General features: G+C 40.6%; 24 protein-coding genes and 2 pseudogenes. 20 read left to right on the plus strand and 6 right to left on the minus strand.

Annotated features, from left to right (window positions below; all coding sequences use genetic code 11):
- Position 1 precedes the first annotated feature (1 nt).
- On the plus strand, positions 2–1,372 hold the full coding sequence (purF, locus tag PF327_RS06500) for an amidophosphoribosyltransferase (protein WP_008245574.1): 1,371 nt from the start codon (positions 2–4) through the stop codon (positions 1,370–1,372).
- Between the two features lie 36 nt (positions 1,373–1,408).
- Here the strand turns inward: purF and hisIE are convergent, their stop codons facing one another.
- Entirely contained in the window at positions 1,409–2,074 is a 666-nt protein-coding gene (gene hisIE / locus PF327_RS06505; RefSeq protein ID WP_008245573.1) for a bifunctional phosphoribosyl-AMP cyclohydrolase/phosphoribosyl-ATP diphosphatase HisIE, read from the minus strand.
- Between the two features lie 210 nt (positions 2,075–2,284).
- Here hisIE and PF327_RS06510 point away from each other — a divergent pair, with 210 nt between their 5' ends.
- Positions 2,285–3,007, plus strand: coding sequence for a 2OG-Fe(II) oxygenase (locus tag PF327_RS06510; RefSeq protein ID WP_289401800.1), 723 nt, complete (start codon positions 2,285–2,287; stop codon positions 3,005–3,007).
- Positions 3,008–3,096: 89 nt separating this feature from the next.
- Here the strand turns inward: PF327_RS06510 and PF327_RS06515 are convergent, their stop codons facing one another.
- Together PF327_RS06515 and PF327_RS06520 are read right to left on the minus strand one after the other, a co-directional pair.
- On the minus strand, positions 3,097–4,191 hold the full coding sequence (locus PF327_RS06515) for a prohibitin family protein (RefSeq protein ID WP_008245570.1): 1,095 nt from the start codon (positions 4,189–4,191) through the stop codon (positions 3,097–3,099).
- Positions 4,192–4,203: 12 nt separating this feature from the next.
- Positions 4,204–5,124, minus strand: coding sequence for a branched-chain amino acid transaminase (locus PF327_RS06520; RefSeq protein ID WP_008245569.1), 921 nt, complete (start codon positions 5,122–5,124; stop codon positions 4,204–4,206).
- 292 nt (positions 5,125–5,416) lie between these two features.
- Here PF327_RS06520 and PF327_RS06525 point away from each other — a divergent pair, with 292 nt between their 5' ends.
- From PF327_RS06525 to PF327_RS06545, 5 genes are all read left to right on the plus strand, one after another.
- Positions 5,417–6,265, plus strand: coding sequence for a hypothetical protein (locus PF327_RS06525; protein WP_289401801.1), 849 nt, complete (start codon positions 5,417–5,419; stop codon positions 6,263–6,265).
- 205 nt (positions 6,266–6,470) lie between these two features.
- The gene (locus PF327_RS06530; RefSeq protein ID WP_289401802.1) at positions 6,471–7,898 is read left to right on the plus strand and encodes an aldehyde dehydrogenase family protein; all 1,428 of its coding nucleotides are present in this window, start codon (positions 6,471–6,473) and stop codon (positions 7,896–7,898) included.
- A gap of 93 nt (positions 7,899–7,991) precedes the next feature.
- Positions 7,992–8,471, plus strand: coding sequence for a DUF420 domain-containing protein (locus PF327_RS06535; RefSeq protein WP_289401803.1), 480 nt, complete (start codon positions 7,992–7,994; stop codon positions 8,469–8,471).
- A complete protein-coding gene (locus PF327_RS06540; RefSeq protein WP_289401805.1) occupies positions 8,471–8,917 on the plus strand; it encodes a 2-thiouracil desulfurase family protein in 447 nt (148 codons plus the stop codon). Before PF327_RS06535 ends, PF327_RS06540 begins: the two co-directional genes overlap by 1 nt.
- Positions 8,914–10,353: a S1C family serine protease gene (locus PF327_RS06545; protein WP_289401806.1), complete on the plus strand. Its 1,440-nt coding sequence runs from the start codon at positions 8,914–8,916 to the stop codon at positions 10,351–10,353. The genes PF327_RS06540 and PF327_RS06545 overlap by 4 nt, the downstream gene beginning before the upstream one ends.
- Here PF327_RS06545 and PF327_RS06550 read toward each other — a convergent pair whose 3' ends face one another.
- Entirely contained in the window at positions 10,354–10,563 is a 210-nt protein-coding gene (locus PF327_RS06550) for a hypothetical protein (protein ID WP_008245560.1), read from the minus strand. It lies immediately after the preceding gene.
- 123 nt (positions 10,564–10,686) lie between these two features.
- Between PF327_RS06550 and bcp the strand changes: the two genes are divergently transcribed.
- From bcp to PF327_RS06575, 6 genes and pseudogenes are all read left to right on the plus strand, one after another.
- Entirely contained in the window at positions 10,687–11,157 is a 471-nt protein-coding gene (bcp, locus tag PF327_RS06555; RefSeq protein WP_008245559.1) for a thioredoxin-dependent thiol peroxidase, read from the plus strand.
- A gap of 268 nt (positions 11,158–11,425) precedes the next feature.
- Positions 11,426–12,211, plus strand: a pseudogene (gene rpsB / locus PF327_RS06560) (30S ribosomal protein S2); the annotation flags it as partial.
- A gap of 12 nt (positions 12,212–12,223) precedes the next feature.
- Positions 12,224–12,373: pseudogene (locus PF327_RS11495) on the plus strand (helix-hairpin-helix domain-containing protein); the annotation flags it as partial.
- A 2-nt stretch (positions 12,374–12,375) separates the two neighbouring features.
- The gene (gene tsf, locus PF327_RS06565; protein ID WP_289401807.1) at positions 12,376–13,437 is read left to right on the plus strand and encodes a translation elongation factor Ts; all 1,062 of its coding nucleotides are present in this window, start codon (positions 12,376–12,378) and stop codon (positions 13,435–13,437) included.
- 159 nt (positions 13,438–13,596) lie between these two features.
- Entirely contained in the window at positions 13,597–14,256 is a 660-nt protein-coding gene (locus PF327_RS06570; RefSeq protein WP_289401808.1) for an ABC transporter ATP-binding protein, read from the plus strand.
- Positions 14,253–14,378 (plus strand): hypothetical protein, encoded by a 126-nt coding sequence (locus tag PF327_RS06575; RefSeq protein WP_255344741.1) that lies wholly within the window; start codon positions 14,253–14,255, stop codon positions 14,376–14,378. The genes PF327_RS06570 and PF327_RS06575 overlap by 4 nt, the downstream gene beginning before the upstream one ends.
- 15 nt (positions 14,379–14,393) lie before the next feature.
- On the opposite strand, the gene prfB is transcribed toward PF327_RS06575, so the two are convergent.
- Complete coding sequence (gene prfB, locus PF327_RS06580; RefSeq protein WP_289401809.1) at positions 14,394–15,488, minus strand: peptide chain release factor 2; 1,095 nt, start codon at positions 15,486–15,488, stop codon at positions 14,394–14,396.
- 63 nt (positions 15,489–15,551) lie between these two features.
- Here prfB and panC point away from each other — a divergent pair, with 63 nt between their 5' ends.
- A complete protein-coding gene (gene panC, locus PF327_RS06585) occupies positions 15,552–16,376 on the plus strand; it encodes a pantoate--beta-alanine ligase (protein WP_289401810.1) in 825 nt (274 codons plus the stop codon).
- 9 nt (positions 16,377–16,385) lie between these two features.
- On the opposite strand, the gene PF327_RS06590 is transcribed toward panC, so the two are convergent.
- Positions 16,386–18,425, minus strand: coding sequence for a peptidoglycan D,D-transpeptidase FtsI family protein (locus tag PF327_RS06590; RefSeq protein ID WP_289401811.1), 2,040 nt, complete (start codon positions 18,423–18,425; stop codon positions 16,386–16,388).
- A gap of 85 nt (positions 18,426–18,510) precedes the next feature.
- Between PF327_RS06590 and PF327_RS06595 the strand changes: the two genes are divergently transcribed.
- The 6 genes from PF327_RS06595 (at position 18,511) to maf (ending at position 25,091) form a co-directional block, all read left to right on the plus strand.
- Positions 18,511–19,692 (plus strand): FtsW/RodA/SpoVE family cell cycle protein, encoded by a 1,182-nt coding sequence (locus tag PF327_RS06595; RefSeq protein ID WP_008245536.1) that lies wholly within the window; start codon positions 18,511–18,513, stop codon positions 19,690–19,692.
- Complete coding sequence (gene murG / locus PF327_RS06600; RefSeq protein ID WP_289401812.1) at positions 19,689–20,696, plus strand: undecaprenyldiphospho-muramoylpentapeptide beta-N-acetylglucosaminyltransferase; 1,008 nt, start codon at positions 19,689–19,691, stop codon at positions 20,694–20,696. The genes PF327_RS06595 and murG overlap by 4 nt, the downstream gene beginning before the upstream one ends.
- A 47-nt stretch (positions 20,697–20,743) precedes the next feature.
- A complete protein-coding gene (locus PF327_RS06605) occupies positions 20,744–21,184 on the plus strand; it encodes a hypothetical protein (protein WP_289401813.1) in 441 nt (146 codons plus the stop codon).
- Between the two features lie 262 nt (positions 21,185–21,446).
- Entirely contained in the window at positions 21,447–24,005 is a 2,559-nt protein-coding gene (alaS, locus tag PF327_RS06610; protein WP_289401814.1) for an alanine--tRNA ligase, read from the plus strand.
- A 1-nt stretch (position 24,006) separates the two neighbouring features.
- Positions 24,007–24,534 carry a hypothetical protein gene (locus tag PF327_RS06615; RefSeq protein ID WP_289401815.1) on the plus strand — a complete coding sequence of 176 codons (528 nt, stop codon included), beginning with the start codon at positions 24,007–24,009 and terminating at the stop codon, positions 24,532–24,534.
- Complete coding sequence (maf, locus tag PF327_RS06620; RefSeq protein WP_289401816.1) at positions 24,534–25,091, plus strand: septum formation inhibitor Maf; 558 nt, start codon at positions 24,534–24,536, stop codon at positions 25,089–25,091. The genes PF327_RS06615 and maf overlap by 1 nt, the downstream gene beginning before the upstream one ends.

Here is a 25,091-nt window from a genome sequence, read left to right on the forward strand (position 1 = left end):
TATGTGTGCAATAGTTGGTGTGTTCGGTGCAAAAAAAGCTTCTACAGTAGCGTATTATTCGCTCTTTTCAATGCAACATCGTGGACAAGAAGCTACGGGTATTTCCGCAGCCAATGGGAAGCGTATCGCTACGTATAAAAAGCGTGGTATGGTATCAGATGTTTTCTCTCAGGATATATTAGATAGTTTGGATGGTAGATGTGCTGTAGGACATAACCGTTATTCAACAGCAGGAAGTGAATCTGCCGGAGATGCACAGCCTGTATTTGCCAAGTATAAGCTCGGAGAGATATCCGTCGTACATAATGGTAATCTTGTCAATAAACATGAAGTAAGAAATGAACTGATAGATAGAGGTGCTATTTTTCAAACCGATATGGATACTGAAAATATTATTCACCTGATAGCAAAATCCCAAAAAGATTCTTTGGTGGACCGTATCAAGGATATGCTGACAAAGATAGAAGGGGCATATTGTTTAGCCATCCAAAGCCGCTCTAAAATGTTTGTGATCCGTGACCGTTTTGGTATCCGTCCTCTCAGCCTGGGTAAACTAAGTGACGGTGGATATATTGTCGCGTCTGAAACCTGTGCCTTCGATCTGGTAGGGGCAGAGTTTATACGTGATGTAGAACCTGGAGAAATGCTTATCTTTGAAGAGGGGAAAGAACCTGTTTCAGAACAGGTTTTCGAACCGGATTTCCACCCTTGTGCTTTTGAATATATCTACTTTGCCAGACCAGACTCTATCATCGATGGTAAAAATGTGTATGAAATGCGTTTAGAAATGGGAAAAAGACTCGCTCAAGAGACTCCTGCGGATGTGGATCTTGTGCTTCCTGTCCCTGATTCGGGTGTAGCTGCTGCCAAGGGCTATGCAGATGGTCTGGGTGTCCCTTTTGAGATGGGTATCGTACGTAACCACTATGTAGGACGTACCTTTATTGAACCGACACAGGAGATACGTGACCTGAAGGTCAAACTGAAGCTCTCTCCGGTCAAACATCTGATAGAAGGGAAAAGAGTAGCCATCATTGATGACTCTCTGGTACGTGGTACGACGTCTAAACAGATCGTACGTATGCTTAAAGAGGCAGGTGCAAAAGAGGTACATATGCGTATTGCTGCACCTGAGATCAAATATCCATGCCGTTATGGTATCGATACTCCAACAAAAGTCGAGTTGATCTCTACAAAATACACACCAGAAGAGATCGCCGATAAAATTGATGCGGACTCACTAGGTTTTCTCTCTATTGAAGGGTTAAAAGAGTCGCTTGGAACGGAAAGACACTACTCTTTGGTAAGCTTTGATGGAAACTATTTTGCAGGGGGTAATGCAGATAGCCCAGGGTGTGCCGGAGGCTGTTAGATCTATTTAGAAAGAGTGCATTAAGATATTTGCACTCTACTTCTTTCGTCCCTCTTTTTCAACGATCCCACTCATACCAAATCTTCTGGCCAACTCTTGTTTGACTCTGTCCGGAGAGATTTCTCTATATCCTAACCCTACCAGTGTATGGTAGAGAAGGTCAGCAGATTCATAGATGACTTGTTCATCACTCTCTTCGTTAATAGCAACACAGACTTCGTCTGCCTCTTCACGGATCTTAGAGAGCATGAGTGCTTTATCATCTAAAAGTTTTTTTGTCCATGACTTAGCTTCTTCAGGAGCATTTTTACGTTCTAATATCGTATGGTAGAGGGTATCTACGACACCGTAGATAGCGTCCGTATCTACCTCTTGGTCCAAAACGATTTTATCTTGCATCACAGAAGTAAAGAAACAGCTCTTACGTCCTGTATGACAGGCTACACCATTTTGTTTGATCTTTAGTATCACAGTGTCTGCATCACAATCAAGAAGCACATCTTTGACTTCCTGGGTATGGTTAGAGCTTTCACCTTTTTTCCATATACGTTGTTTACTTCGGCTGAAGTAGTGGGCATATCCTGTAGAGAGAGTAAGCTTGTACGCTTCTTCATTCATGTATGCGAGCATAAGCACTTCATTGCTCTCATGATCTTGAGCTATAGCAGGGATGAGGGGGTTTTTATTCCAATCTATTTGCATATGAGAATCTCCATCAGGAAAATATTTGGTCGTATTATAACTATAGTATACATTGGGAGAGCTTTTTTACCTCTATGGGTCAGCAGAAACAGATCATTAAATTAAGAAATCTTTTAGGATAAATGTCTGATTTTTGAATTATAATGTCACTCCAAATAAGAAAAGCCAAGGAGCTTTTATGCACATTTTTTTCAACCCATTTCATACTCTATGATACAGATCAGTACACATATATCTTGTGATCCTTTATTCGAGAATATAGAGATAGAAAATAAACTTTTACCCAGTCAATATAAAGATTATCCCTATCTCATTATTAAAAACTTTTTTTCCAAAGAAGCATGTGAAGAACTGGCTTTTTTAGTACAAGAGGATGAGAAAACAAAGCGAAAAGCAAAGGTAAAAAAAGAGGTGATCACGGGTATTGTTCAAGCGGATATTGTGGAAGAGTATAGAAAGACCAATATTTATAAGTTGGATACCTTTTATCAAAACTACTATGATGAGCAATTCAGTAAGTATAAACCGATCATAGAAGAGTACTTTACTGTTGCATTGACACTATCAACAGATGTACAGGTACTGGAATACAAAAAGGGTTTTTTCTATGTGAAGCATGCAGATGATTCAAGTGAAATTATTGATAAAGATGAACAAACGATAGGGTTTAAGGTGGTAGCACCGCAGAGAAAACTTTCAACCGTATTGTTTGCCACAAGTCATGTGAGTAATGCAGATGAAAGAGTTCAGAGTTTTTCTGGTGGGGAATTGATGTTTAATTATCTTTATGATAAAGGTGGAGAAGCTGTTAAGATCAAACCAGAAGCGGGGGACATGATCATTTTTCCAAGTAACCCATATTTTTCACATGAAGTGTTACCTGTTGAAGAGGGGTATAGACTTACTTTAGTACAGTGGCATGATGCGATATAGGATATCGTATAATTGCTATGATGGAAGATGAAAAGAGGAGAATGAAGTGGGAGAGAAATATGGTGGAGTTTTCCACCATACTATATGGGTTATTGTTGTCCCATTAGACGTTGCTTTTCTTTACCTTTTGCATCTACCCAGATGTTTGGTACAGCACCACCAGGTGTAAGGAATATCTGTGCATCTTTGTTGACTTTAAGCGCTTCATTGAATTTATTTTGTGTTTTGATCTGTTCTAGTTGGAGAAGCTCAGGACTTAATGAGTCAGAGATTAATCTGTTGGCCTTAGCCTGTTCTTCTGCTTCGATACGAATTTTGTCAGCTTCACCCTGTGCTTCGATACGGTTTCTCTCAGCCTCACCTCGCGCTACTTCTGCAGCTCTTTGTGCCTGTTGTTTAGCTTTCTCTTTTTCTTGTTCAGCGATAGTAACATCTTGTTTCGCGATCTGTACTCTTTCAATCTGATCTTTGATCTTTGGAGGAAGATTGATTGTTCTAAGTTCCACGGAAGCAAGTATAACAGGTCTATTCTCAAGCGAATCAACACTCTCTTTAACTTTTGTTTCTATGGCAGCTGCTATTTCATTTCTCATTTCAGGAAGTTGCTCAGCCGTATAGCGTCCGACTACGTCACGTACTACTTCACGTACTTTAGAGTTAATGATCTTCTCTTCCCAACTCGCACCCCATTTTTCAATCGTAGCCGGTGCAGTCTCTGCTTTAAGTCTGTACTGTACGGCGATATCTATATTGACCGTTAATCCTCTTTTGTCAAGTACGGTGATCGCCGGGTTCCTTTTGAGCCCACCTTCAAGATTTCTGTATGCATCACCAAGTTCACCGGTTCTTACATCAGAGTATGTGATCATTCTGATACGCGTATTGACAGGGATGATCTTTTGAAGTACAGGGACAAAAAAATGTAGTCCGGCTCCAAGAGGTTCTTGTTCAAATTTACCGGTGTTAATTTTAATTCCCACCTCACCAGAGTTGATGATTGTAAATGGTTTAAGTACAAAAAGTGCAAATCCTATCACAACGATGATAAACATCCAAGGTGCACCTTTACCCATACCACTAAGCGGGTTATTAAAGTTGCCCCCACCACCGCTGTTATTATTGGTATTCATTGAGTTATTACTCGGTTTTTTCTTTTTGAAATAGTCGTTCATGTCTGCTGGCATGTTGATCCTTGTTTAGTTGATATAGGTTAAATACTTAATATAGTCAGGGTTTTTACCTGCCACTGCATCAAAGTAGGCTGTTTGTAATTTTTCGGTCATAGGCCCTCTTGAACCTATACCGATCTGACGTGCATCCACTTCACGGATCGGTGTGACTTCAGCAGCCGTTCCTGTTAAAAATGCTTCATCAGCGATATAGACCTCTTCACGGGTAATACGGCGTCTTTCCACTTTGATACCCATGTCATGTGCCAAGTCTATGATCGTCTGCTGTGTAATGGACTCCAGTGAATTGTCACTAGGAGGAGAGATAAGTACACCATCTCTTACCATGAAGAAAGCTGCACCGGATGCTTCAGCGATATACCCATGGTCATCTCTGAGCAATGCTTCATCATATCCTGCTTCTACTGCTTCAAATTTCGCCATTTGTGAATTGAGGTAGTTTGCCACAGCTTTTGCTTTTCCCATACCAGAAGTGTTCGGTGTTCTTGTAACAGAAGTGATCTTCATACGTACACCTTTTTTGAGCCCTTCTTCTCCAAGATAAGCTCCCCATTCCCATGCAGCGATTGCAACATTTACAGGGCACTCCTTATGGTAAAGGCCCATAACGCCATATCCAAGATACACCAACGGTCGGATATAGGCACCATTGAAAAGTTCATTTTTTTGTAAAAGTTCTACCTGTGCATCATTCAATTCTTCTGCTGTAAACGGAACATCCATCAGTGTCATTTTTGATGAGTTTAGAAGTCTTTTTGTATGTTCTTTCAGTTTAAAGATCGCACATCTTCCATCAACTGTTTTGTAGGCTTTAGTTCCCTCTATAGCACCATTTCCATAATGTAGTGTATGTGTAAGTATATGTACTTTGGCATCATCCCAAGGTGTGAATTCGCCATCCATCCAAATGTATTTTGATTTGTTCATTCTTATTTGCTCCAAGACCTACCTAAGGGTAGTCAAAATTAATGAATTATTTTAACCAAATTGTTGTTAATAGTGGGTTTAGATATGGGGGATGTTGAGAGTCATTCATTTTTATACGATAAACAGGCACAATTTTGATCTGAAAGAGTGAGTATCTCTACATGAAATTGAATGATTTCCCACCCAAAAGTATAGGATATTGTGTAACAACTATACAGAAGTTACATCTCATATGATGATTCGCATGGTATACTTGTATCATTCATATACAATGACACAAAGAGGATAGAAAATGAAAGAGTTTATTGAAGTGTATCAAGAAAATCAGGAAGATATTGAAAAGTTTATTATGACAACATTAAGAAACAATGGATCGATCTTAACAGAGAAAGCAAAGAATTATAAAAAGACTTTTCAAACATTTCCTTCGATGGAACTACTCTATATCACGGATAAAGACTTTAATCAAACCTCTCCAAATATTTCCAGAAGTAAAACAGATGAATCGGAAGTAGGTAAAAACAGATCCTATATGAGTACAAAAGTGATGCAAAAAGATGAAGAGTTTTCCATTAGTACTCCCTACATCAGTTCTGCAACGGGGCATACGTGTATTACAGTGATGAAAAAAGAAGAGGATCAGTATATTTTTATTGATTTTACACTCTCGGGTTTACTCGGAAGGCTCGGTCTTGTAGAATTAAATCCGGCGTTTAATAGTTTTACCCAGTTCTTTTATAAAGCAGTAGGTTTTTCACTCATGGCCTTTGCTTTTTTTGCCATTATGTATGCATTAGTCGGATATGCTTCAAGTATATTGGTGGAAGGGAATTTCTCTCTTGATTCACTCTTTAAACCTATTGTTGCACTCACTTTGGGGCTTGCTATTTTTGACCTGGCCAAGACGATATTGGAGAGAGAGGTTTTTTTCAAAAATTATAGTAAAGAAGATGAAGATGCAAATGTCTTAACAAAGTTTTCTATCGCGATCATAATCGCACTCTCTATCGAAGCATTGATGGTAGTCTTTAAGATCGCCTTACATGATTATTCTCAGATGGTACATGCACTCTATCTTATCTTGGGTATTGCACTCATTATTATATCTTTGGGAGTCTATAGTTTTTTATCTAAAAAATAAACGGTTTGATTGGATCTGACATGGAGTTACATGCAAAATGGGATGAATCGTATGAAGCGTTGAATATTAGCTTTCTTCATAGATTCCTCAAACGTTACTGTGATGCTGATTCTCTCCATCACAGAAGATAAAATATAGCAAAATTCCATTACCTTTTATCCCCAATTTGCTATAATCAAACAATTTCAGAAAGAAGGTATATCTCATGTCTACTATAGCACAAGCAAAAATCTTTTTTGGTTCCGCCGAAGAGAATAAAGAAGTACAGCAGGAACGAAAGAGTCCTTTTGATAGTGCGGTCGTAAGTTCAGCACCGGTCTGTGATGCAGAGGATACGCTTAAAGCGCTTGATATTGCCAAGGCTGCAAGTAAAGCAGCAGCAAGATCTCCATTGTCTCAGCGTATCTTGTGGTTGGAGGATGTGGCTAAAAGACTGATGGAAGAGAAAGAAGCCTTTGCTTTGATGTTGGCTAAAGAAGTAGCAAAACCCATCGCATTTTCACGCATTGAGGTAGAGCGATGTGTAGAAACGATCAAGATCACAGCTATGGAACTTGCAAATCTTGCAGGTGAAACACTCCCTACAGATATAATGCCCAGCGGAAAGAAAACATTGGCGTATTTTAAGCGAGAACCTGTAGGGGTTGTTGCGTGCATTACACCGTTTAATTTTCCTCTGAACCTTGTAGCACACAAGATAGCACCGGCACTGGGAGCAGGAAATGCAGTGGTACTCAAACCAACACCTGAAGCACCTATGACAGCTTATATGTTTGCAAAGCTTTTTGTAGATTCAGAGTATGCGATCAAAGATGCACTCTCTGTGGTGTATGGTGATGCTGAAGTAGGTTCGGCACTGGTGCAAAGTAATATTCCAAGGGTCATTAGTTTTACAGGTTCAGTACCTGTAGGAAACATTATTACCAAACAGGCGGGGATCAAGAAGGTAAGCCTTGAACTAGGCGGTAATGCCGCAACCTACATCGATAAAAGTGCAGACCTGGCGCTTGCAGCAGCACGTTGTGCATTTGGTGCTTTTTACAACTCCGGACAAGTGTGTATCTCTCTTCAGCGTATCTATGTGAATGAAGAAGTGTATGATGCATTTGCAGAACTGATCGCACAAGAGACAAAAAAGCTGAAAGTGGGTTCACCTTACGAAGAAGATACATTTATGGGACCACTGATAGATGAAGAGTCCAGAGAGAGAGCAAAATCATGGATCGCATCGGCTAAAGATGAAGGGGCAAAAGTCATTGCAGGCGGTGAAGAAGTAGAGGGGATATTCCCTCCGACAGTGATGGCAGATGTGACAGATGATATGAAGATCATTTGTGAGGAAGTTTTTGCTCCTATCGTCAGTTTGGTAGCTGTAGCAGATTATGAAACTGCTGTAGAAAAGATGAATGACTCACCGTACGGTCTGCAGTTTTCTATCTTTACGAATGATCTGAAAATGACACAGCAATTCATAGAAGATGCAGAATGCGGAGGTGTAGTGGTCAATGACATTCCAACACTCCGTTTTGATGTACAGCCTTATGGGGGTGCAAAACTTTCAGGTGTAGGAAGAGAAGGTCCGAAGTGGGCACTTGAAGAATTCACTGAAATCAAATCAGTTGTCATTTGTTAGGTATGAGTGGTAATTTTTACCTTACAACATTTAGTTTGAATGTGATACTCTTCATAATCAATTAAACAAGAGAAAATTAAAAAAAGGATCTTTATGGATGTTATGTTTCAACCAGGCTTTTTAGGAACGAGAGCACCGTTATTTATGGATATTGTATCCGTCATTGTGGCATTGTTGCCTTTTCTCATATACGGCGCGATCATGCTCGCAAAGAAAAAGAATTACACTGCACATGAAAAGGTGCAGAAACTTCTTTTTATCGTTTCTGTACTCGTAGTAGGGTTTTTTGAGTATGGTGTCCGTATGGAGGGTGGTTATAAAAATCTGATGGAAGGTAGTTCCGTATCACATGATTATCTTTTGTATGTGCTTATTTTTCATATTATTATCTCAGTTGTCACATTGTTTTTGTGGATCATCACACTCTATCGTGGAAATCGCTATAAAAGACAATCTACACTTCCGGGACTCTATTCTCAATCACATAAAAAAGATGGACAACGCACTTTTATAGGTATTATATTGACCATGTTGACAGGTGCATGGGTCTATGCATTGCTCTTTGTATTTTAATGATGAAAAATGTCGCAATTTCCGCTTGTCTTTTAGGTGAAAAATGTCGATATGATGCTACGGACAATAGAGATGAAGCGCTTTTAAAAAAGCTTCAGGGCATGGAGCTTATCCCTTTTTGTCCGGAAGATGCTGCTTTTGGGACACCTCGCCCTACCATGGATCTTATTAGAACAAAAGAGGGTGACAGAGCATTCTCCAATGTAAGCGGAGAAGATCTTTCTGCACCTGTCATTGCATATGCAACAGCGTTTTTTGAGAGTCATCCAGAACTGGATCTCTTCATTGGTAAAGACAGAAGCCCAAGTTGTGGTGTATGTTCTGCAAGAGTGTATGATGAAGAGAAAAACCTGCTTTCTTCAAAAGAGCCGGGTCTTATGGCTAAAGAGGCAATCAAACGAAAGATACACTGTATAGATGCAGAAGATTTTAGGGGATCAGTATGAGAATATTATGGACAATGTTGCTAAGTACACTTTTTTTAGCTGCAAGTGCACAACAGCTGAATGGTACCAAAGAAGCGATCGTTAAGATCTACACTGTGGCCAAAGTACCCAATTACCAGGAACCCTGGAGCAGTTCAACACGCAGCAGTACAGGTTCTGGCGCTATTATAGAAGATGGGTATATTCTGACAAATGCACATGTAGTAGCCAATCAATCCTTTATAGAGGTACAGCGTTATGGACAGCGTAAACGCTATATTGCCAAAGTCCATGCAGTGTCCCATCAAGCAGACCTTGCACTCTTGAAAGTTGATGACAAAGCATTTTTTGAAGGGGTGAAACCACTGACGTTCGGTTCACTTCCAAAAGTGGAACAAAAAATTGTTGTGTATGGATATCCAATGGGAGGAAGTACACTCTCTGCAACGATCGGGGTAGTTTCAAGGATAGAACATCATACTTATGCGCACAGCGGGGAGTCTTTCTTAGCCATTCAGGTTGATGCTGCTGTGAATCCCGGAAACTCCGGCGGTCCGGCACTCTCGAATGGAAAGATCGTCGGTGTGGTGATGCAGCTCATCAGTAAGTCTCAGAATATCGGATATCTCGTACCTGTGAATATCGTCAAACATTTCATAGAAGATATGAAAGATGGAAAGTATGATGGCTTCTCAGACCTGGGATTGAATACACAGAAACTGGAAAATCCTGCCATTAGACGCTACTATGGGCTTGATGATGATACCAGTGGAGTACTGATCGTTAAAGTGGTACATAATTCTTCTCTTTCAGGATTACTCAAAGAGGGTGATATCTTAACGGCAGTGGACGGGCATAATGTTGAAAACGACGGTACGGTAGAGTTTAGAAAACATGAGTTTACCCATTATCAGCACTTTGTAGATGTGTATCAAATGGGTGAGAAAGTAAAACTCGATATCATCCGAGATAAGAAACATATACAGGTTGAGGTACCTTTAAAGTACGTCGCTGATGACATGTATCTGGTCAAGACAACGCGTTATGATACCATGCCAAGGTATTTTGTTTATGGGGGGTATGTTTTTTCCCCACTTACCAGAAACCTCATTGTATCGACAAACCGAAACCGTTTACCATTAAGTTATCTGGCAGGTAAATGGCAGGAAGAAGATAAAAACGAAGTGGTGGTTCTACTTAAAGTATTGGCTTCAGATATGAGCAGGGGAGACAATGATTTCGCCATGTGGCCTATAGATAAGGTGAATGGGGAGACCTTTAAGGACTTTAAAGAGTTTTATGAAAAGGTGAAAGCTGCAAAAAGTGACTATATCGTTCTAGAGGATAATGATGGGGCTAAAGTGATCATTGACAGAAAGGAAGCACAAGAAAAACAGAGTGCCATACTTAAAAAATATAATATCGAGTTTGACAGGTCGATAGATTTAAGAGAGTAGTTATTCGTACTTTTTAAACTGCTGTAGCCACTCTTTGTCTTCTTCACTGAGTGTGCCTACTCTTTCGAGGAGTTTTTTCTTTGTAGAGATCAGGTCATTGATCTCCAGGTATGCCAGTAGGTCTGGATTGATCGTTGTTTCTTCTCTGCCATATGCGATCAGTTTTTCTATATCTGCCAGTAATTCTTCTTTGGTTTGTTTGTCTACCATAATTTCTCCTTTTGAAGAAGCAAAGCTACTTAAAAATTCCTCTCACTGAAGCTTTGCCTTTGGCAAGAGTTTTTTACATTTATTTGTTATACTACCCAAAAAGAAATTATAAAGGATACAGCTATGTTAGAAGTAGGCACACAAGTACCGGATTTTTGTTTACCCAACCAGGATGAAGAGGAGATCTGTTTGAGAGACATTAAAGGAAAGTGGATCGTACTCTATTTTTATCCAAAAGACAATACGCCTGGATGTACAACAGAAGCCTGCGATTTCACGGCAGCACTTCCGGATTTTACCGATTTGGATGCGATTGTTTTAGGGGTAAGCCCGGATTCTCCTAAAAAACACAGAAACTTCATAGAGAAAAAAGACTTAAAGATCACATTGCTTGCAGATGAAGAGAAAGAACTTTGTAATCTTTTTGGAATCTGGCAACTTAAAAAGTTCATGGGTAAAGAGTATATGGGTGTGGTACGTTCTACTTTCATCATAGATCCTGACGGCAAAGTAGCTGCGACTTGGACAAAAGTGAAAGTCAAGGAACATGTGGATGCTGTAAAGGCTAAACTTCAAGAGCTTCAAAACGCTTAATATCTCTTGGGACAAGGTTTTTCCTTGTTCTTGTTTCTCCCCCTCTCTATTTTATAAAATTTTAAAGATCATTTCGGTATAATCGCGTTCCTTATTCGAGAGGATAATGGAAATACTCATGTAGTTATTCCTTGCACGGTTGTGTGACTCTGAATACAGAGTGAACATTGAGGACTACAGCGGATCAAACCTAGTGATGAAGCATATGCTTTTAACTGAGCTTTTATAAATAAAAGTTCTATTATGATTATATACCAAGGAGAAACTTATGGTAACAATGAAAGACTTACTCGAATGTGGTGTACACTTCGGGCACCAAACTAGAAGATGGAATCCAAAAATGAAGAAATTCATTTTCGGTGCAAGAAAGAACATCTATATCATCGACCTTCAAAAAACACTTAGATACTTCAAATATACGTACAATGTAGTAAGAGATGCAGCAGCTGAAGGACAAACAGTACTTTTCGTAGGTACTAAAAAACAAGCTAGACAAGCGATCAAAGAGCATGCTGAGAGATGTGGTATGCCTTACGTTTCAACTAGATGGTTAGGTGGTATGTTAACAAACTACCCAACAATGAAAAAATCAATCAGAAAACTTGAGATCATCGAGCAAATGGAAGAGACTGGACAGATCAATCTTTTGACTAAAAAAGAAGCATTGATGCTCAAGAGAAAGAAAGAGAAATTAAGCTCTTACCTTGAAGGTTTCAGACACATGAAAAAACTTCCAGATATGATGTTCGTTATCGATTCTGTAAAAGAGCATATCGCTGTTAAAGAAGCAAGAAGACTTGGTATGAAAGTTGTTGCACCACTTGATACGAACTGTGATCCTGATATGGTTGATTATCCAATCCCTGGAAATGATGATGCTATCCGTTCAATCAACCTTTTCTGTCAAGAAATGGCTGAAGCGATCATCGAAGGTAAAGCGGCATATGCTGAAGCTACTGGTCAAGATGTTGAAGAAGTAGCAACAAGCGAAGAAGTAGCAGAAGTGATGGCTGAAGCAGCATCTGAAGAAGTTGAAGCATCTGAAGCTGATGATCTAACAAAACTTACAGGTATCGGTAAAGTAGGTAACGAAAAGTTGATTGAAGCAGGGATCACGACATATGCACAAATTGCTAAGATGAGTGAAGAAGAAGCTGCAGATTTTAAAGTGAAAGCTGAAGCGATCGCTGAAGCAAAAGAATTGGCAGGAGCGTAATCATGGCAAACTTTGGACCTAAAGATATCAAAAAACTCAGAGAGATGACTGATGCAGGGATGATGGACTGTAAAAAAGCATTGACTGAAGCTGATGGAGATATGGACAAAGCAGTTGCATGGCTTAGAGACCAAGGTATGGGTGCTGCGGCTAAAAAAGCCGGTAAAGTAGCTGCTGAAGGTGCTATCTCTGTAAAAGTGGAAGGTAAAAAAGCAGTGATCGTTGAGATCAACTCTCAAACTGACTTTGTTGCACAAAATGACAAATTTAAAGCACTGATGAATACGGTTGTAAATCATGCATTTGACAATAACCTTAAAGATGCAGAGGCGATCAATGCTTCTACGATCAATGGTGAACCATTCTCGGATTATCTTTCTCAGCAAATTGCGATCATCGGTGAAAAGCTTGATGTAAGAAGAGCAGCACTCATCGAGGGAGATGAAACGACTGCGGTAAATGGTTATGTTCACTCGAACGGTCAAAATGGTGTAATCATCGAAGCAAAATGTGACTCTGCACAAACAGCTGAAGCAATGACTCCTGTACTTAAAGAAGTAGCAATGCATGCAGCTGCAATGTCACCGAAAACACTTTCTTTTAAAGATTTTGATCCTGCATTCGTAGAAGAAGAGACTAAAGGTAGAATCATTGCTATTGAAAAAGAGAATGAAGAACTTTCTAGACTTGGTAAAACACTTAAGAACATTCCTCAGTATATCTCTATGAGCCAATTGACTGAAGAAGTTATGGCTGCAGCTGAAGCACTTCTTAAAGAAGAGCTTAAAGCTGAAGGTAAACCTGAAAAGATCTGGGATAGAATTCTTCCAGGTAAAATTGAAAGATTTATCTCAGACAACACTACACTTGACCAAGAACTATGTCTTCTTGATCAGAAATTTGTAATGGATGACAGCAAAACAGTTCTTGAGTATGTTCAAGAAAAAGCAAAAGCGGCTGGCGGTTCAGCTGATATCGTACATTTTGTAAGATTGGAAGTTGGTGAAGGAATTGAAGTAGCAGAAGAAGATTTTGCTGCTGAAGTTGCTGCACAAATGGGATAAGGGTCTACCCTTACTCTTTTTTTCCTGTCCAGGCTGATCGCTTGGACAGACTCTTACGTATTTTCCTCTTTTTCTCAAACTATCCATCACATTTTTATGTTAAAATATAGCAGTAAGTGGAACAAAGTCCACCCTTGTAAAATAGTTTAAAGGCAGCAGATGTCCCAATTTTTATTGGAAGCTCAAAATATTTCCCACGGGTTTGATACCCTTTTATTTCACGATGTAAACTTTTCTTTAAAGCCATCACAAAGTGCAGCGATTATCGGTCGAAGCGGCTGCGGAAAGTCTACACTTCTACATATATTTTCAACGTTTATCAAACCTGATAAAGGCAGTGTCACATTGTTAGGGAAAGATCTTTATACGCTCGATGACAAGGCTATTGAAGCATTGCGCCGTTATGATATAGGGATCATCTTTCAGTTCCATTACCTCTTCAAAGGTATGACAGCCATGGAGAATGTCGAAGTCGCCAGCATGTTAAGTGCTGAGAGTATTGATGATGCTATACTTGAAAAACTAGAGATCAAAGAACTGATGAAACAAAAGATAGGTGAACTCTCAGGAGGACAACAACAGCGTGTTTCCATTGCCAGGGTATTGAGTAAAAAGCCTCGTATTATTTTTGCTGATGAACCTACAGGAAATTTAGATAAAGAGACAGCCGAACTGGTGATGGATGTACTGTTACATTACATTAAAGAGACAGGCGCAGGGCTCTTACTGGTCACCCATGATGACAGTATGGAAGCACGCTGTGATGTGACGTATAAGATCGAAGATAAAATACTCAAGGAACTTAAGGAGAAAATATGAAAATAGATTTAATGAATGCACTCTATACCACTTCTATGGTGCTTTTGGCTTTTGTTGCAGCCTTAGTGATCACTAAAACGATCTCTAAATATACGGAAAAAAAGGATGGGAAACAAAAGTAGCAAGAAGTTGTGTCTCTATCTTGCTTGTGTGATAAGTACACCTTCTAACATTTTGTCTATATCCCCATCAAGTATGGCATCGACATTGGTAAAGGCTTGATTGGACCTTGTATCCTTTACCTGCTGGTAGGGTTGCATTACATAAGAGCGTATCTGATGTCCCCATCCAATATCTGATTTTTCTACGCCATCCAAAGCTGCTTGTTTTTTTGCCATCTCATACTCATAAAGACGGGATTTGAGCATCTTCATGGCTGCCGCTTTATTTTTATGCTGGCTTCTGTCATTTTGACACTGTACGATGATATTTGTCGGTATATGTGTCAGACGGATGGCTGATTCTGTTTTGTTGACATGTTGTCCACCTGCCCCCGAGGCACGGTAGGTATCGACACGCAAGTCTTTGTCTTCGATGGTGATGTCTATGTCATCATCTATTTCCGGTGAGACCATCACAGAAGAGAATGAAGTGTGGCGTTTGGCATTGGAATCAAAAGGGGAGATACGTACAAGCCTGTGGATACCGTTCTCTACTTTGAGGTAGCCATAGGCATTTTCACCTTTGATGATGAAAGAGACATCTTTAATACCCGCTTCTTCTCCGGCTTGATAGTCTAGTACTTCCACCTTAAAGTCATGTCTTTCTGCCCAACGCAGATACATACGGTAGAGAATGCTGGCCCAGTCTTGTGATTCTGTTCCACCGGCCCCGGGGTGTATGGAAACGATGGCATTAGCCCCGTCATGTTCACCACTGAGCATCATCTGCACTTCCAGTGCATTTGTACTTTCCTGTAGGTTCTCTGCATCTTCATAGAGCATCTCCAGGGTCTCTTCATCATTCTCTGCTTTAGAGAGTTCAAAATATTCACTGGCATCATGGACTGCATCATAGGCACTGTTATAGGTGGCTAAAATACGTTCAGCTTTGGTTTTTTCCTGAGAGATCTTACCAGCATTTGCTGCATCGTTCCAAAAATTAGGATCTTGCTGCATCTCTTCGATCTCTTTGAGTCTTTCTTGTAAGAGGTCAGGTTTGACAATGTTTTTAATATTGTCCATTTTAATGGTAAGTGATTTGAGTAATTCGCTGTATTCGTATGCATCCATAGTAAAAACCTAGTGTAATTTTGATATGATTTTATCTAAATATAGCGAAATATGAGGTTAGAAATGATTATCGTTCAGACAATAGAGGCTTTACAGGAAGCAAAAAAAGCATTATCGGGTTCTATAGGTTTTGTGCCAACTATGGGAGCACTACATAAAGGACATCTTTCCCTCATACAGCAAGCAAAGAACGAGAATGATCATCTCATCGTTTCTATTTTTGTCAACCCTACACAGTTTTTGGAAGGGGAAGATCTGGATGCGTATCCCCGTAAAGAGGAAGCGGACATAAAGATATGCAAATTGGCAGGTGTGGATATCTTGTTTATGCCGACGATCGATGCAATGTACGAGAAGGATGAACTGAGTATAGGTGCACCTGCGATCCGTGGGTACATTTTAGAAGGAGAAAAGCGTCCAGGCCATTTTGACGGTATGCTTCAAGTGGTCATGAAATTGCTTAATCTCAGCGGTGCAACAAATGCCTATTTTGGGAAAAAAGATGCACAACAGTTAGCCCTCATCACACAGATGGTCAAAAATTATTTTATGGATGTGAATATCATTCCTTGTGACATTGTCAGAGATGAGAATGGATTAGCTTTAAGCAGTCGTAATGTGTATTTGCAGGGTGATGAAAAAACGCGTGCACTTTCTCTTGCCCGTTCACTCAAACGCGCAACCAAAATGGTCATGGCAGGCGAACTCAATGTTGAAGTGATCAAAAAAGAGATGCTAATCGTGCTTGAAGAGACGGACCAAGTGGAGTATGTGGCTATTGTTGATAGAGCATTTAATGAACTTGACACTGTGGAGATAGGTAATACGATCATTCTAGTGGCTGCATGGGTGGGTAAACCTAGGCTGATCGATAATTTGTGGATCTAAATGTACCTCCTAAAATAGATCTTCAAAAAGTTCTCTGGTTGACTTCTCTTTTGCAGGCTTTGTGTTGACCGGTTTAGGTTCAGGTTTTGGTTGGAGTTTAAAAAGCTCTTTGACAGAAGGTTTGGATTTTATCTCCGGTTCTACAGTCACTTTTTTCTTTTCTTCTTTTTGTGCTACTGAAGGTTCATGTATGACTACAGGTGGTGTTTTTGGTTCTACTTTGATCTCCGGACTGGTCACTTCAAGACCTCCTTCTGGTTTCAAATAATCGAGCTCTACAAGTATGTCCAATACTCTTCTAAAGGTAGGGACTGCTGATTGTGATGCAAAGTATTTATAGGGTTTTTTAGCACGTATGACCAACGCACCGATGGTATATTTATGTCCTTCGTTGTCGTTGGCAAAACCATAAAAGCTGCTGTGGTATTCTCTCACATAGCGTCCATGTTTAGCGATATGTGCTGTTCCTGTTTTCCCGCCTACTTCTAAGCCTGGGTACTGTGCTTTGACACCCGTACCGCGCTTGACCACTTCTAAAAGGATATCATGTATCTGGTTAGCCGCTTTTTTACTGACAGCTTGCATATTACCCACTTCAGGAGGAAGGGTATAGTGGTTGCCCTGTGCATCTTGCAGATAATCCACTAAATGAGGTGTCACAGCTAAACCATCATTGTTGAAAGCGGAGTAGGCTTTAAGCAGCTGAGTGAATGTCACCATCATACCATAGCCAAACGAAGAGTTCGCTCTATGCATTTTATGATCGAGTAGTCTAAGCGACTTGAGAGAACCTGGAAGATCACGTGAGAGGTCTATCCCGGTTTTTTGGGCGAGTCCGAACTTGAGCAGACCTTCTCTGAACTCTTTACCTGTAAGCAGCCATGAGATTTGAGAGGTACCGATATTGGAAGAGTGTACCACGATATCCGTGACGGAAAGAGACTCAAAATAATCATCATCACTCACATGCTGTCCCCCTGTAATATCAAATCTTTTATAGCCGGTCTTAAACCATGTGTCAGGTGTGATCCTTTTTTTGTCAAGTGCCATGGCAATCGTGATCGGTTTAAGGACTGAACCTGCTTCATAAGGGTATTCTGTAAATTTTGGTACAAGTGAAGCAATATCGTTTCGTGTAATGTGCGATGGGTCATATCGTTCAGAACTTGCCATGCTTAGTACCTTACCAGTCTCACTCTCCATGATGCCGACCAGGATCTCATCGGCATCAATACTGTGTTTCATTTGGTCTATCATCAGTTCAACACGTCTCTGCAGGGCAAGAGGAATGTTGAGATGAAGGTCTAATCCATCTACACGCTGCATCTTAATACTGTTCTTGTCATGGATGACCGCGCCGACCACATCACGCTTACCTTGGAAATATCCATTTTTCTTAGAGGTAATGTGCTTTTCATACGCACGTTCAAGCCCTTTTTTCCCTGCCGGACGTGTGTAACGTCCATCACTTTCATCTCCTACATAGCCTAATATCGGACTTAAAACATCACCTAGAGGGAAACGTCTGCTCTCACCATTTTCTATGATATCTAGACCATAGAGCACTTCTATGCCATTACGGAGTTTGATAGACTGAAATACATCCAGTTTTCGTAATTTATACGCAAGGGATTTAAGCTGCATCGCTGAACGTGCATTAATGGTTTTAGAGAGGATGATATTGCCTTTGATCTCTTTCCCTTTACGGTTTTTAAATCTTTTAAGGATATCTTTCTCAGGAATACCGCTATAGATACTGAAGAGTTTGACAAACAGTGCTTTTTTGTCAAGGTCTATACTCGCTCCACGAACCACTGCCTGATAGGTTTTTTCTGAACTGCTAAGGGTATATCCGTCTTCAGAGATGATAGACCCGCGAAATGAACGGTCATAAATTGTAGTCGTATGGCTGGGGATATGTCTGTCTGATGAGATGGTTTTCAGTACGGAAAATAAGAACATACCCATGGCAAGCAATAAGAGTAAAAAAAGGAAAGAAATTTTGGTCTTTCTTTGATGTATTGCTCTGTTTTGTATGTCTTTATTCATATTTCCCTCTTATAGAGTGTCATTTTATCAAAGTTATCTGTTAAATCTGATAAAATACTAATGAATAAAAGAAAGAGAATATGATATGGTAGACAAACCCCTTTTAGCAGGTGTCATGACACTTTTGACACTTTCATTAGTGATGAGTTATTCTCTCTCTACCTATACCGTACTGCATTTTAATTATGCGGATTTTCACTTTTTTATACGACAATGTATGGCTGTTTTTATAGGGTTCGGAACGATGGTTCTTTTAAGTAGAATGGACCCTGATAAATGGTTTTCACGTATAGGATTGTCACTGTTTATCCTCTTTTTTATTCTGATGATAGGTATGCAGTTTTTACCTTCTTCTCTTGTAACAGCGGTAGGAGGGGCCAAACGATGGATACATGTAGGGCCTATGTCCATTGCACCTGTTGAATTCTTTAAAGTGGGGTTCGTCTTCTTTTTGGCCTGGAGTTTTTCTCGTAAACTACTCAACAAAACAAAAATGCAGTTTTGGGAAGAGGTACGTACTTTTACGCCGTATCTCTTTGTGTTCATGGTGGCCGTTGTTATCATCGCTGTATTTCAAAAAGATCTAGGTCAAGTGGTGGTATTGGGAGCGACACTCATGGTATTGTTCTTGTTTATCGGAAGCTCATGGAAGTTCTTTCTCAGCCTGCTTTCTGTTGGTTTGTTCGCTTTTGTAGGGCTCATTATCCTGGCACCTCACCGTATGGCACGGATCAAAAGCTGGTGGGGAACGGTACAAGACAGTATCCTCTCTCTTTTCCCTTTTGAATCGGTTCAGAACCTTCGTATAGAAGCAGGCAAAGAACCCTATCAGATATCAAATTCTCTCAATGCCATTTATAATGGCGGTTTCTGGGGACAAGGTCTGGGCAACGGTCAGTTTAAACTGGGCTACCTAAGTGAAGTCCATACAGACTTTATTTTGGCAGGTATCACGGAAGAGTTAGGATTTTTAGGACTGTTCTTGGTGACACTGACCATCTTGTTCATAGTCTTCCGTATCTTCAAGATCGCTTCCAAAGTAAAAAACCCTATGTATTACCTCTTCTCCATAGGGGTAGGGTTGCTGATCTCGTTGGCATTTATCCTTAACTCTTACGGTATTTCAGGGATCACACCTATTAAAGGAATTGCCGTACCGTTCTTAAGTTATGGTGGTTCGCATATATGGGCTTCCTGTATCGCTATAGGTATGGTCTTGATGGTATCTAAAAAGGTACCAAGGGATGCTAAAGGAAGAATGCGATGAGTATTGTAATGACAGGTGGTGGTACAGGTGGGCATTTGGCCATCATCAAGGCAGTGAAAGAGCATCTGAAAGAGGAAGAACTGATCTATATCGGTTCCACCAAAGGACAAGACAAACAGTGGTTTGAAGAGGATTCTGATTTTGCATACACATACTTTTTTGAAACACGCGGCGTAGTAAACCAGGGATCATTAGGTAAGGTCAAATCACTCTTTATGATGTTCAAAGCAACGATACAAGCCATTAAACTTTTAAGAAAACACAAGGCCAAAGTGGTCTTTTCTGTGGGCGGTTTCTCAGCTGCTGCCACCGCCTTTGCAGCCAGGATCCTTCGTATACCCTTAGTCATCCATGAACAAAATGCCGCACTGGGTTCACTTAACAAACTGCTTAAGCCCCATGCTACAGCATTCATCTCTTCATACTTGGAAGAGAGCCCCATCAAAGCTTATCCTATCAAGCAGATATTTTTCGATAATGCCCGCATACGGGATAAAGTGGGAACTATCATATTTCTTGGCGGATCCCAAGGGGCAAAAGCTATCAACACACTAGCGTTAGAGTTAGCACCCCAACTCAAAGAGAGAGGGATAAATATCATCCATCAGGCGGGTCAAAATAACATTGATGAGGTACAAAAAGTCTATGATGAACTGGGTATCGAAGCAGATGTATTCGGTTTTACGACCAAACTGGCAGACTATATGAAAGAAGCTGATCTTGCCATAGCACGTTCGGGTGCTTCGACACTATGGGAACTCTCGGCGACGGCTCTGCCTGCACTCTATATTCCCTACCCGCATGCTGCGAGTGATCATCAGTTTTACAATGCACAGTTTCTGGTCGAAAAAAATCTTGCATGGATCATGAGGGAAGACGAGATAGAGACAGGGAAAGTCCTTGCACTACTGGATGAGGATCTGTCAGAGAAAAGTAGAGGACTTATGGAGATCGTTGAAAAGAACGGCAGTGAGAAGATTGCTGCGTTATTGACACAAATCTGACACGATTATCTGTTATGATGGGTTAAATAAAAGGAAAAGGATTGATGATGAAAAAGTTTATGATATTGATACTCTCTGGAGTATCCGTTATGGCGTTGAGTGGCTGTGGCGGCGGAAGTGATGATGGACCGGTACCCGAAACATATTTTATTACAGATGGTTTGGGTTATGGTGTGAGTGATATCATCTATCATTGTGACAGTGGTTTAAGCGGTGTCACTAATTTTGAAGGGGCTTTCACATTTGATCTTCGCGGAGATAATTGTAATTTTGACTTAGTCACAAACATTATTGTAGATGATCTGTTTATTGAATATGACAATGATCCAAATACGGATGCAGGTATAAACGGTATCTATTATGAATGTGTTGCAAATGGTACTCTTAGTGCATCAGGCTACACAAGATATGATCCGCTATGGGATGTTAATGGTTTTATCGAAGATGGAAGCTTACATGATGGATGTACACTATTTGATATCTATTAAGATGAGATATACCTGTATATTGTGTTCGCCCGTTACATAATTTTCTTGTGTTAGAAAAAGATGTTAGTGAAAAACAGCCGTACTGAGGCCATAAATCTCACACAATTATTGTGTACTATATGTCTGAACCTATCCACAGCAGGGCTCTATGTACTCAAATAGAAAGTAGAGTCCTGCGAAATTCCACTCTTTACCTCTAAGTAACCACAATTTAGCTAAAATGTCACCAATTTATACAACACAATTTTAGGATCAGATTATCATGGATATCAGAAAAGAATTTCTAGACTTTTTTCAAAGTAAAGGGCATCAGCTTATACCATCTTCACCACTCGTACCGGACGATGCGACACTTATGTTCACCAATGCCGGGATGGTACAGTTCAAGAACATCTTTACGGGTGAAGCACCTATCCCTGAGATACCTCGTGCTACCTCTTCACAAACCTGTTTAAGAGCGGGTGGAAAGCACAATGACCTTGACAATGTAGGTTATACGGCACGTCACCATACACTTTTTGAAATGCTTGGGAATTTCTCTTTTGCGGATTATTTCAAAAAAGAAGCCATTGCTTATGCATGGGAATTTGTAACAAGTGAGAAGTATCTGAACCTTCCTGTAGACAAGCTTTGGGTGACCGTGCATACGAGTGATGATGAAGCGGAAGAGCTATGGAAGGAACATATAGCAGCAGACCGTATCTTGCGTTTTGGTGATGCCGATAACTTCTGGCAGATGGGAGATACGGGTCCTTGCGGTCCTTCTTCTGAGATCTTCTATGACCAGGGGGAAGAGAACTTTAATGGTCCGGAAGACAAAATGGGTGGAGAAGGGGACAGATTCTTAGAGATCTGGAACCTGGTATTCATGCAGTATTACCGTGATGAAACAGGTACACTGACCCCGCTTCCAAAACCTAGTATCGATACAGGTATGGGACTGGAGAGGGTGGTTGCCATCAAAGAGGGTAAACTCAACAACTACCACTCTTCACTCTTCATGCCTTTCTTGGAGAAGATCGGTGAACTTGTAGGTGCACCTTATGATTACGAAGCACCTAACTCTGCTTCTTACCGTGTGATCGCTGATCATTTACGTTCTTGTTCATTCCTGCTTGCTCAGGGTGTGAACTTTGACAAAGAAGGACGTGGATATGTACTTCGTCGTATCATGCGTCGTGCCATTCGTCACGGATATTTACTAGGATTACGTGAACCATTCATGTATAAACTGGTAGATACTCTGATCGAGCAGATGGGTGAACAGTATGAGTATCTTCCGGATAGAGCAGAAGCGATCAAAACATCTATGAAGATGGAAGAAGAGCGTTTCTTTGATACGATCGAAGCAGGGATCAAACTCTTTAATGAAGAGTTGAAAAATACCTCTGAAGTGTTCAATGGTGAAGTAGCCTTTAAACTCTATGATACCTATGGTTTCCCACTTGACCTTACGGAAGATATGCTTCGTGAGAAAAATATCAAGCTGGATATCGATGCATTCGATGCGAAGATGGAAGCACAAAAGGCACAATCAAAAGCCAACTGGAAAGGTACAGGTGATGCTTCAGAAACAGGTGACTTTAAAGCACTTAAGGAGCAGTTTGATGTCAATGAATTTGTCGGTTATGAGAGTACAACTGCCAGTGCAAAAGTGTTGGCTCTGCTGGATGAGGACTTTAACCAGGTAGAGCGCATTGACGGGAAAGGATGGGTTCTTCTTGATAAAACACCATTTTATGCAGAATCAGGTGGACAAACAGGTGATACCGGAACACTTAACAACGATATAAAAGTACTCGATACAAGAAAGTTCTTAGAGATGAACCTTTCAGAAGTTAAAGGTAAGTTGAGTGTGGGTGATGAGGTAGAGGCTGTGGTAGATACCAGTCGTGCCGAGATAGAGAAACACCACTCTGCAACACACTTGCTTCATGCGGCACTTAGGGCTGTTTTGGGAGACCACATAGCTCAAGCTGGTTCTCTCAATGATGACAAAAGATTGCGTTTTGACTTCTCTCATCCACAGGCAATGACAGCTGAAGAGATAGCCAAAGTGGAAGCATGGGTGAATGATAAAATTTCCAGAGCCATCCCGGGGAAAACGGAAGTGATGTCGATAGAAGAAGCGAAGAACTCTGGTGCTATGGCCCTCTTTGGTGAAAAGTATGGTGATGAAGTACGTGTTGTCAGTTTTGCAGATGATTCTATAGAATTATGTGGTGGTACACATGTAGGGAATGCTGCGCAGATAGGTCTCTTTATGATCACTAAAGAGAGTGGTGTAAGTGCGGGTGTAAGACGTATAGAGGCTGTGTGTGGAAATGCTGCAAGAGAAATGGTCAATGGACTCAGAGATGAACTTAATGAGATCAAAGCAGAGCTCAAGAACCAAAATCCGATGGCAGGTATCGCTAAACTCAAAGAGCAGGTGAAAACACTGAAAGGAGAGTTGGCTTCAGCTATGAGCAGTTCTCAAAAAGAGTTGAGTGCTGTTGAGGTTAATGGCGTAAATGTCATCGTAGAAGAAGTTGAAAATGGTGATATTAAAACCATGATCGATGAGATCAAAAATAAATATGAGAACATTGCGGTGATGCTCTTTATGAAAAAAGGTGACAAGGTTATGCTTGCAGCCGGTTCTAAAAATACACCGATCAAAGCAGGTGACTGGATCAAGTCGATCGCACCGATCGTTGGCGGCGGTGGCGGTGGACGTCCTGACTTCGCACAGGCAGGCGGAAAAGACCCAAGCAAGATCACTACAGCCTTGGAAGAGGCAAAAGTCTATTTGAGTGAAGTATTGGAAGGCGGAAACTAAGATGACAGAACTCTTTAGCAACTATGGAAATTTGATCGTTTTTTTACATGTACTTTCTGCCTTTATCTGGGTAGGCGGTATGATCGCGATCCGTGTGGCAGTCCATCCTGTCATTCAGCGAGGCGGTGTGACTGCAGCAGAGATGTTGGAAAACGATGTCAAGGCTTCTATGTTGGTACCCAAACAGAGATTAGGTATCACCCTACAGATCACAGGAAGACTTTTTAATCTTGTGATGCTTTTTATTGCACTGTTATTTGTTACAGGTTTGATCATGGCGATAGCGACCGGTGGACACCATGGTGATCTAAAATCGCTTTTTCTTTCTAAAGAGATCATTTGGACGATCATGGCAGTCAATTACACCTATATGTATATCAAACGTGCAAAAGCATGGAAACTGTTCTCTCAAGGTGAGGTTGCACTTGCCAAAGCACAGATGAGTTTCATTCCTAACCTGCTTTTACCGATCAATATTGTGTTAGGAATCGTAGCGTTATGGTTAGGTGTATCTCTTAGAGGATTGTAATGATCTATTTGTGTTCATCTTCTGAAAGCAGGGCGTTGCTTCTCAATAACTTTGGAATCGATTTTATTCAAAAGTCGGTAGCGTATGATGAAGAGCAGATCACTACATCCATTGCAAAAGATTTTGTCTACACTGCAAGTAAAGGTAAACTCAATGCAGCTATTCGTGCGTTTGGAGTGGAGTCACCTCTGCTGTGTGCTGATACGGTCATCGCAGCTTCGGATGGAACGATCTTACGAAAACCCAAAAACAGAGAAGATGCAAGACGCATCCTGAACATCCAAAGCGGTTCGACCATCTCTATCATCTCCTCTGCCCACTACAAGTCAAAGCGTTTGGCTTTTTCAGATATCTCTGCAACGCATTATCATTTTTCTAGGTTTGAGGAAGAGGATCTTGAGAGATATCTTGAGAGTGGACTGTGGCAAGGTAAGGCAGGGGGATGTATGGTTGAAGGTTTTTGTAAAAAATACATTCAGTCTGTAGATGGCTATGAAAGCACGGCGATGGGATTACAAGTGGAAACACTATTGCCATGGATAAAGGTTAAAAATTAA

The organism is Sulfurovum xiamenensis (assembly GCF_030347995.1).
Lineage (GTDB): Bacteria > Campylobacterota > Campylobacteria > Campylobacterales > Sulfurovaceae > Sulfurovum > Sulfurovum xiamenensis.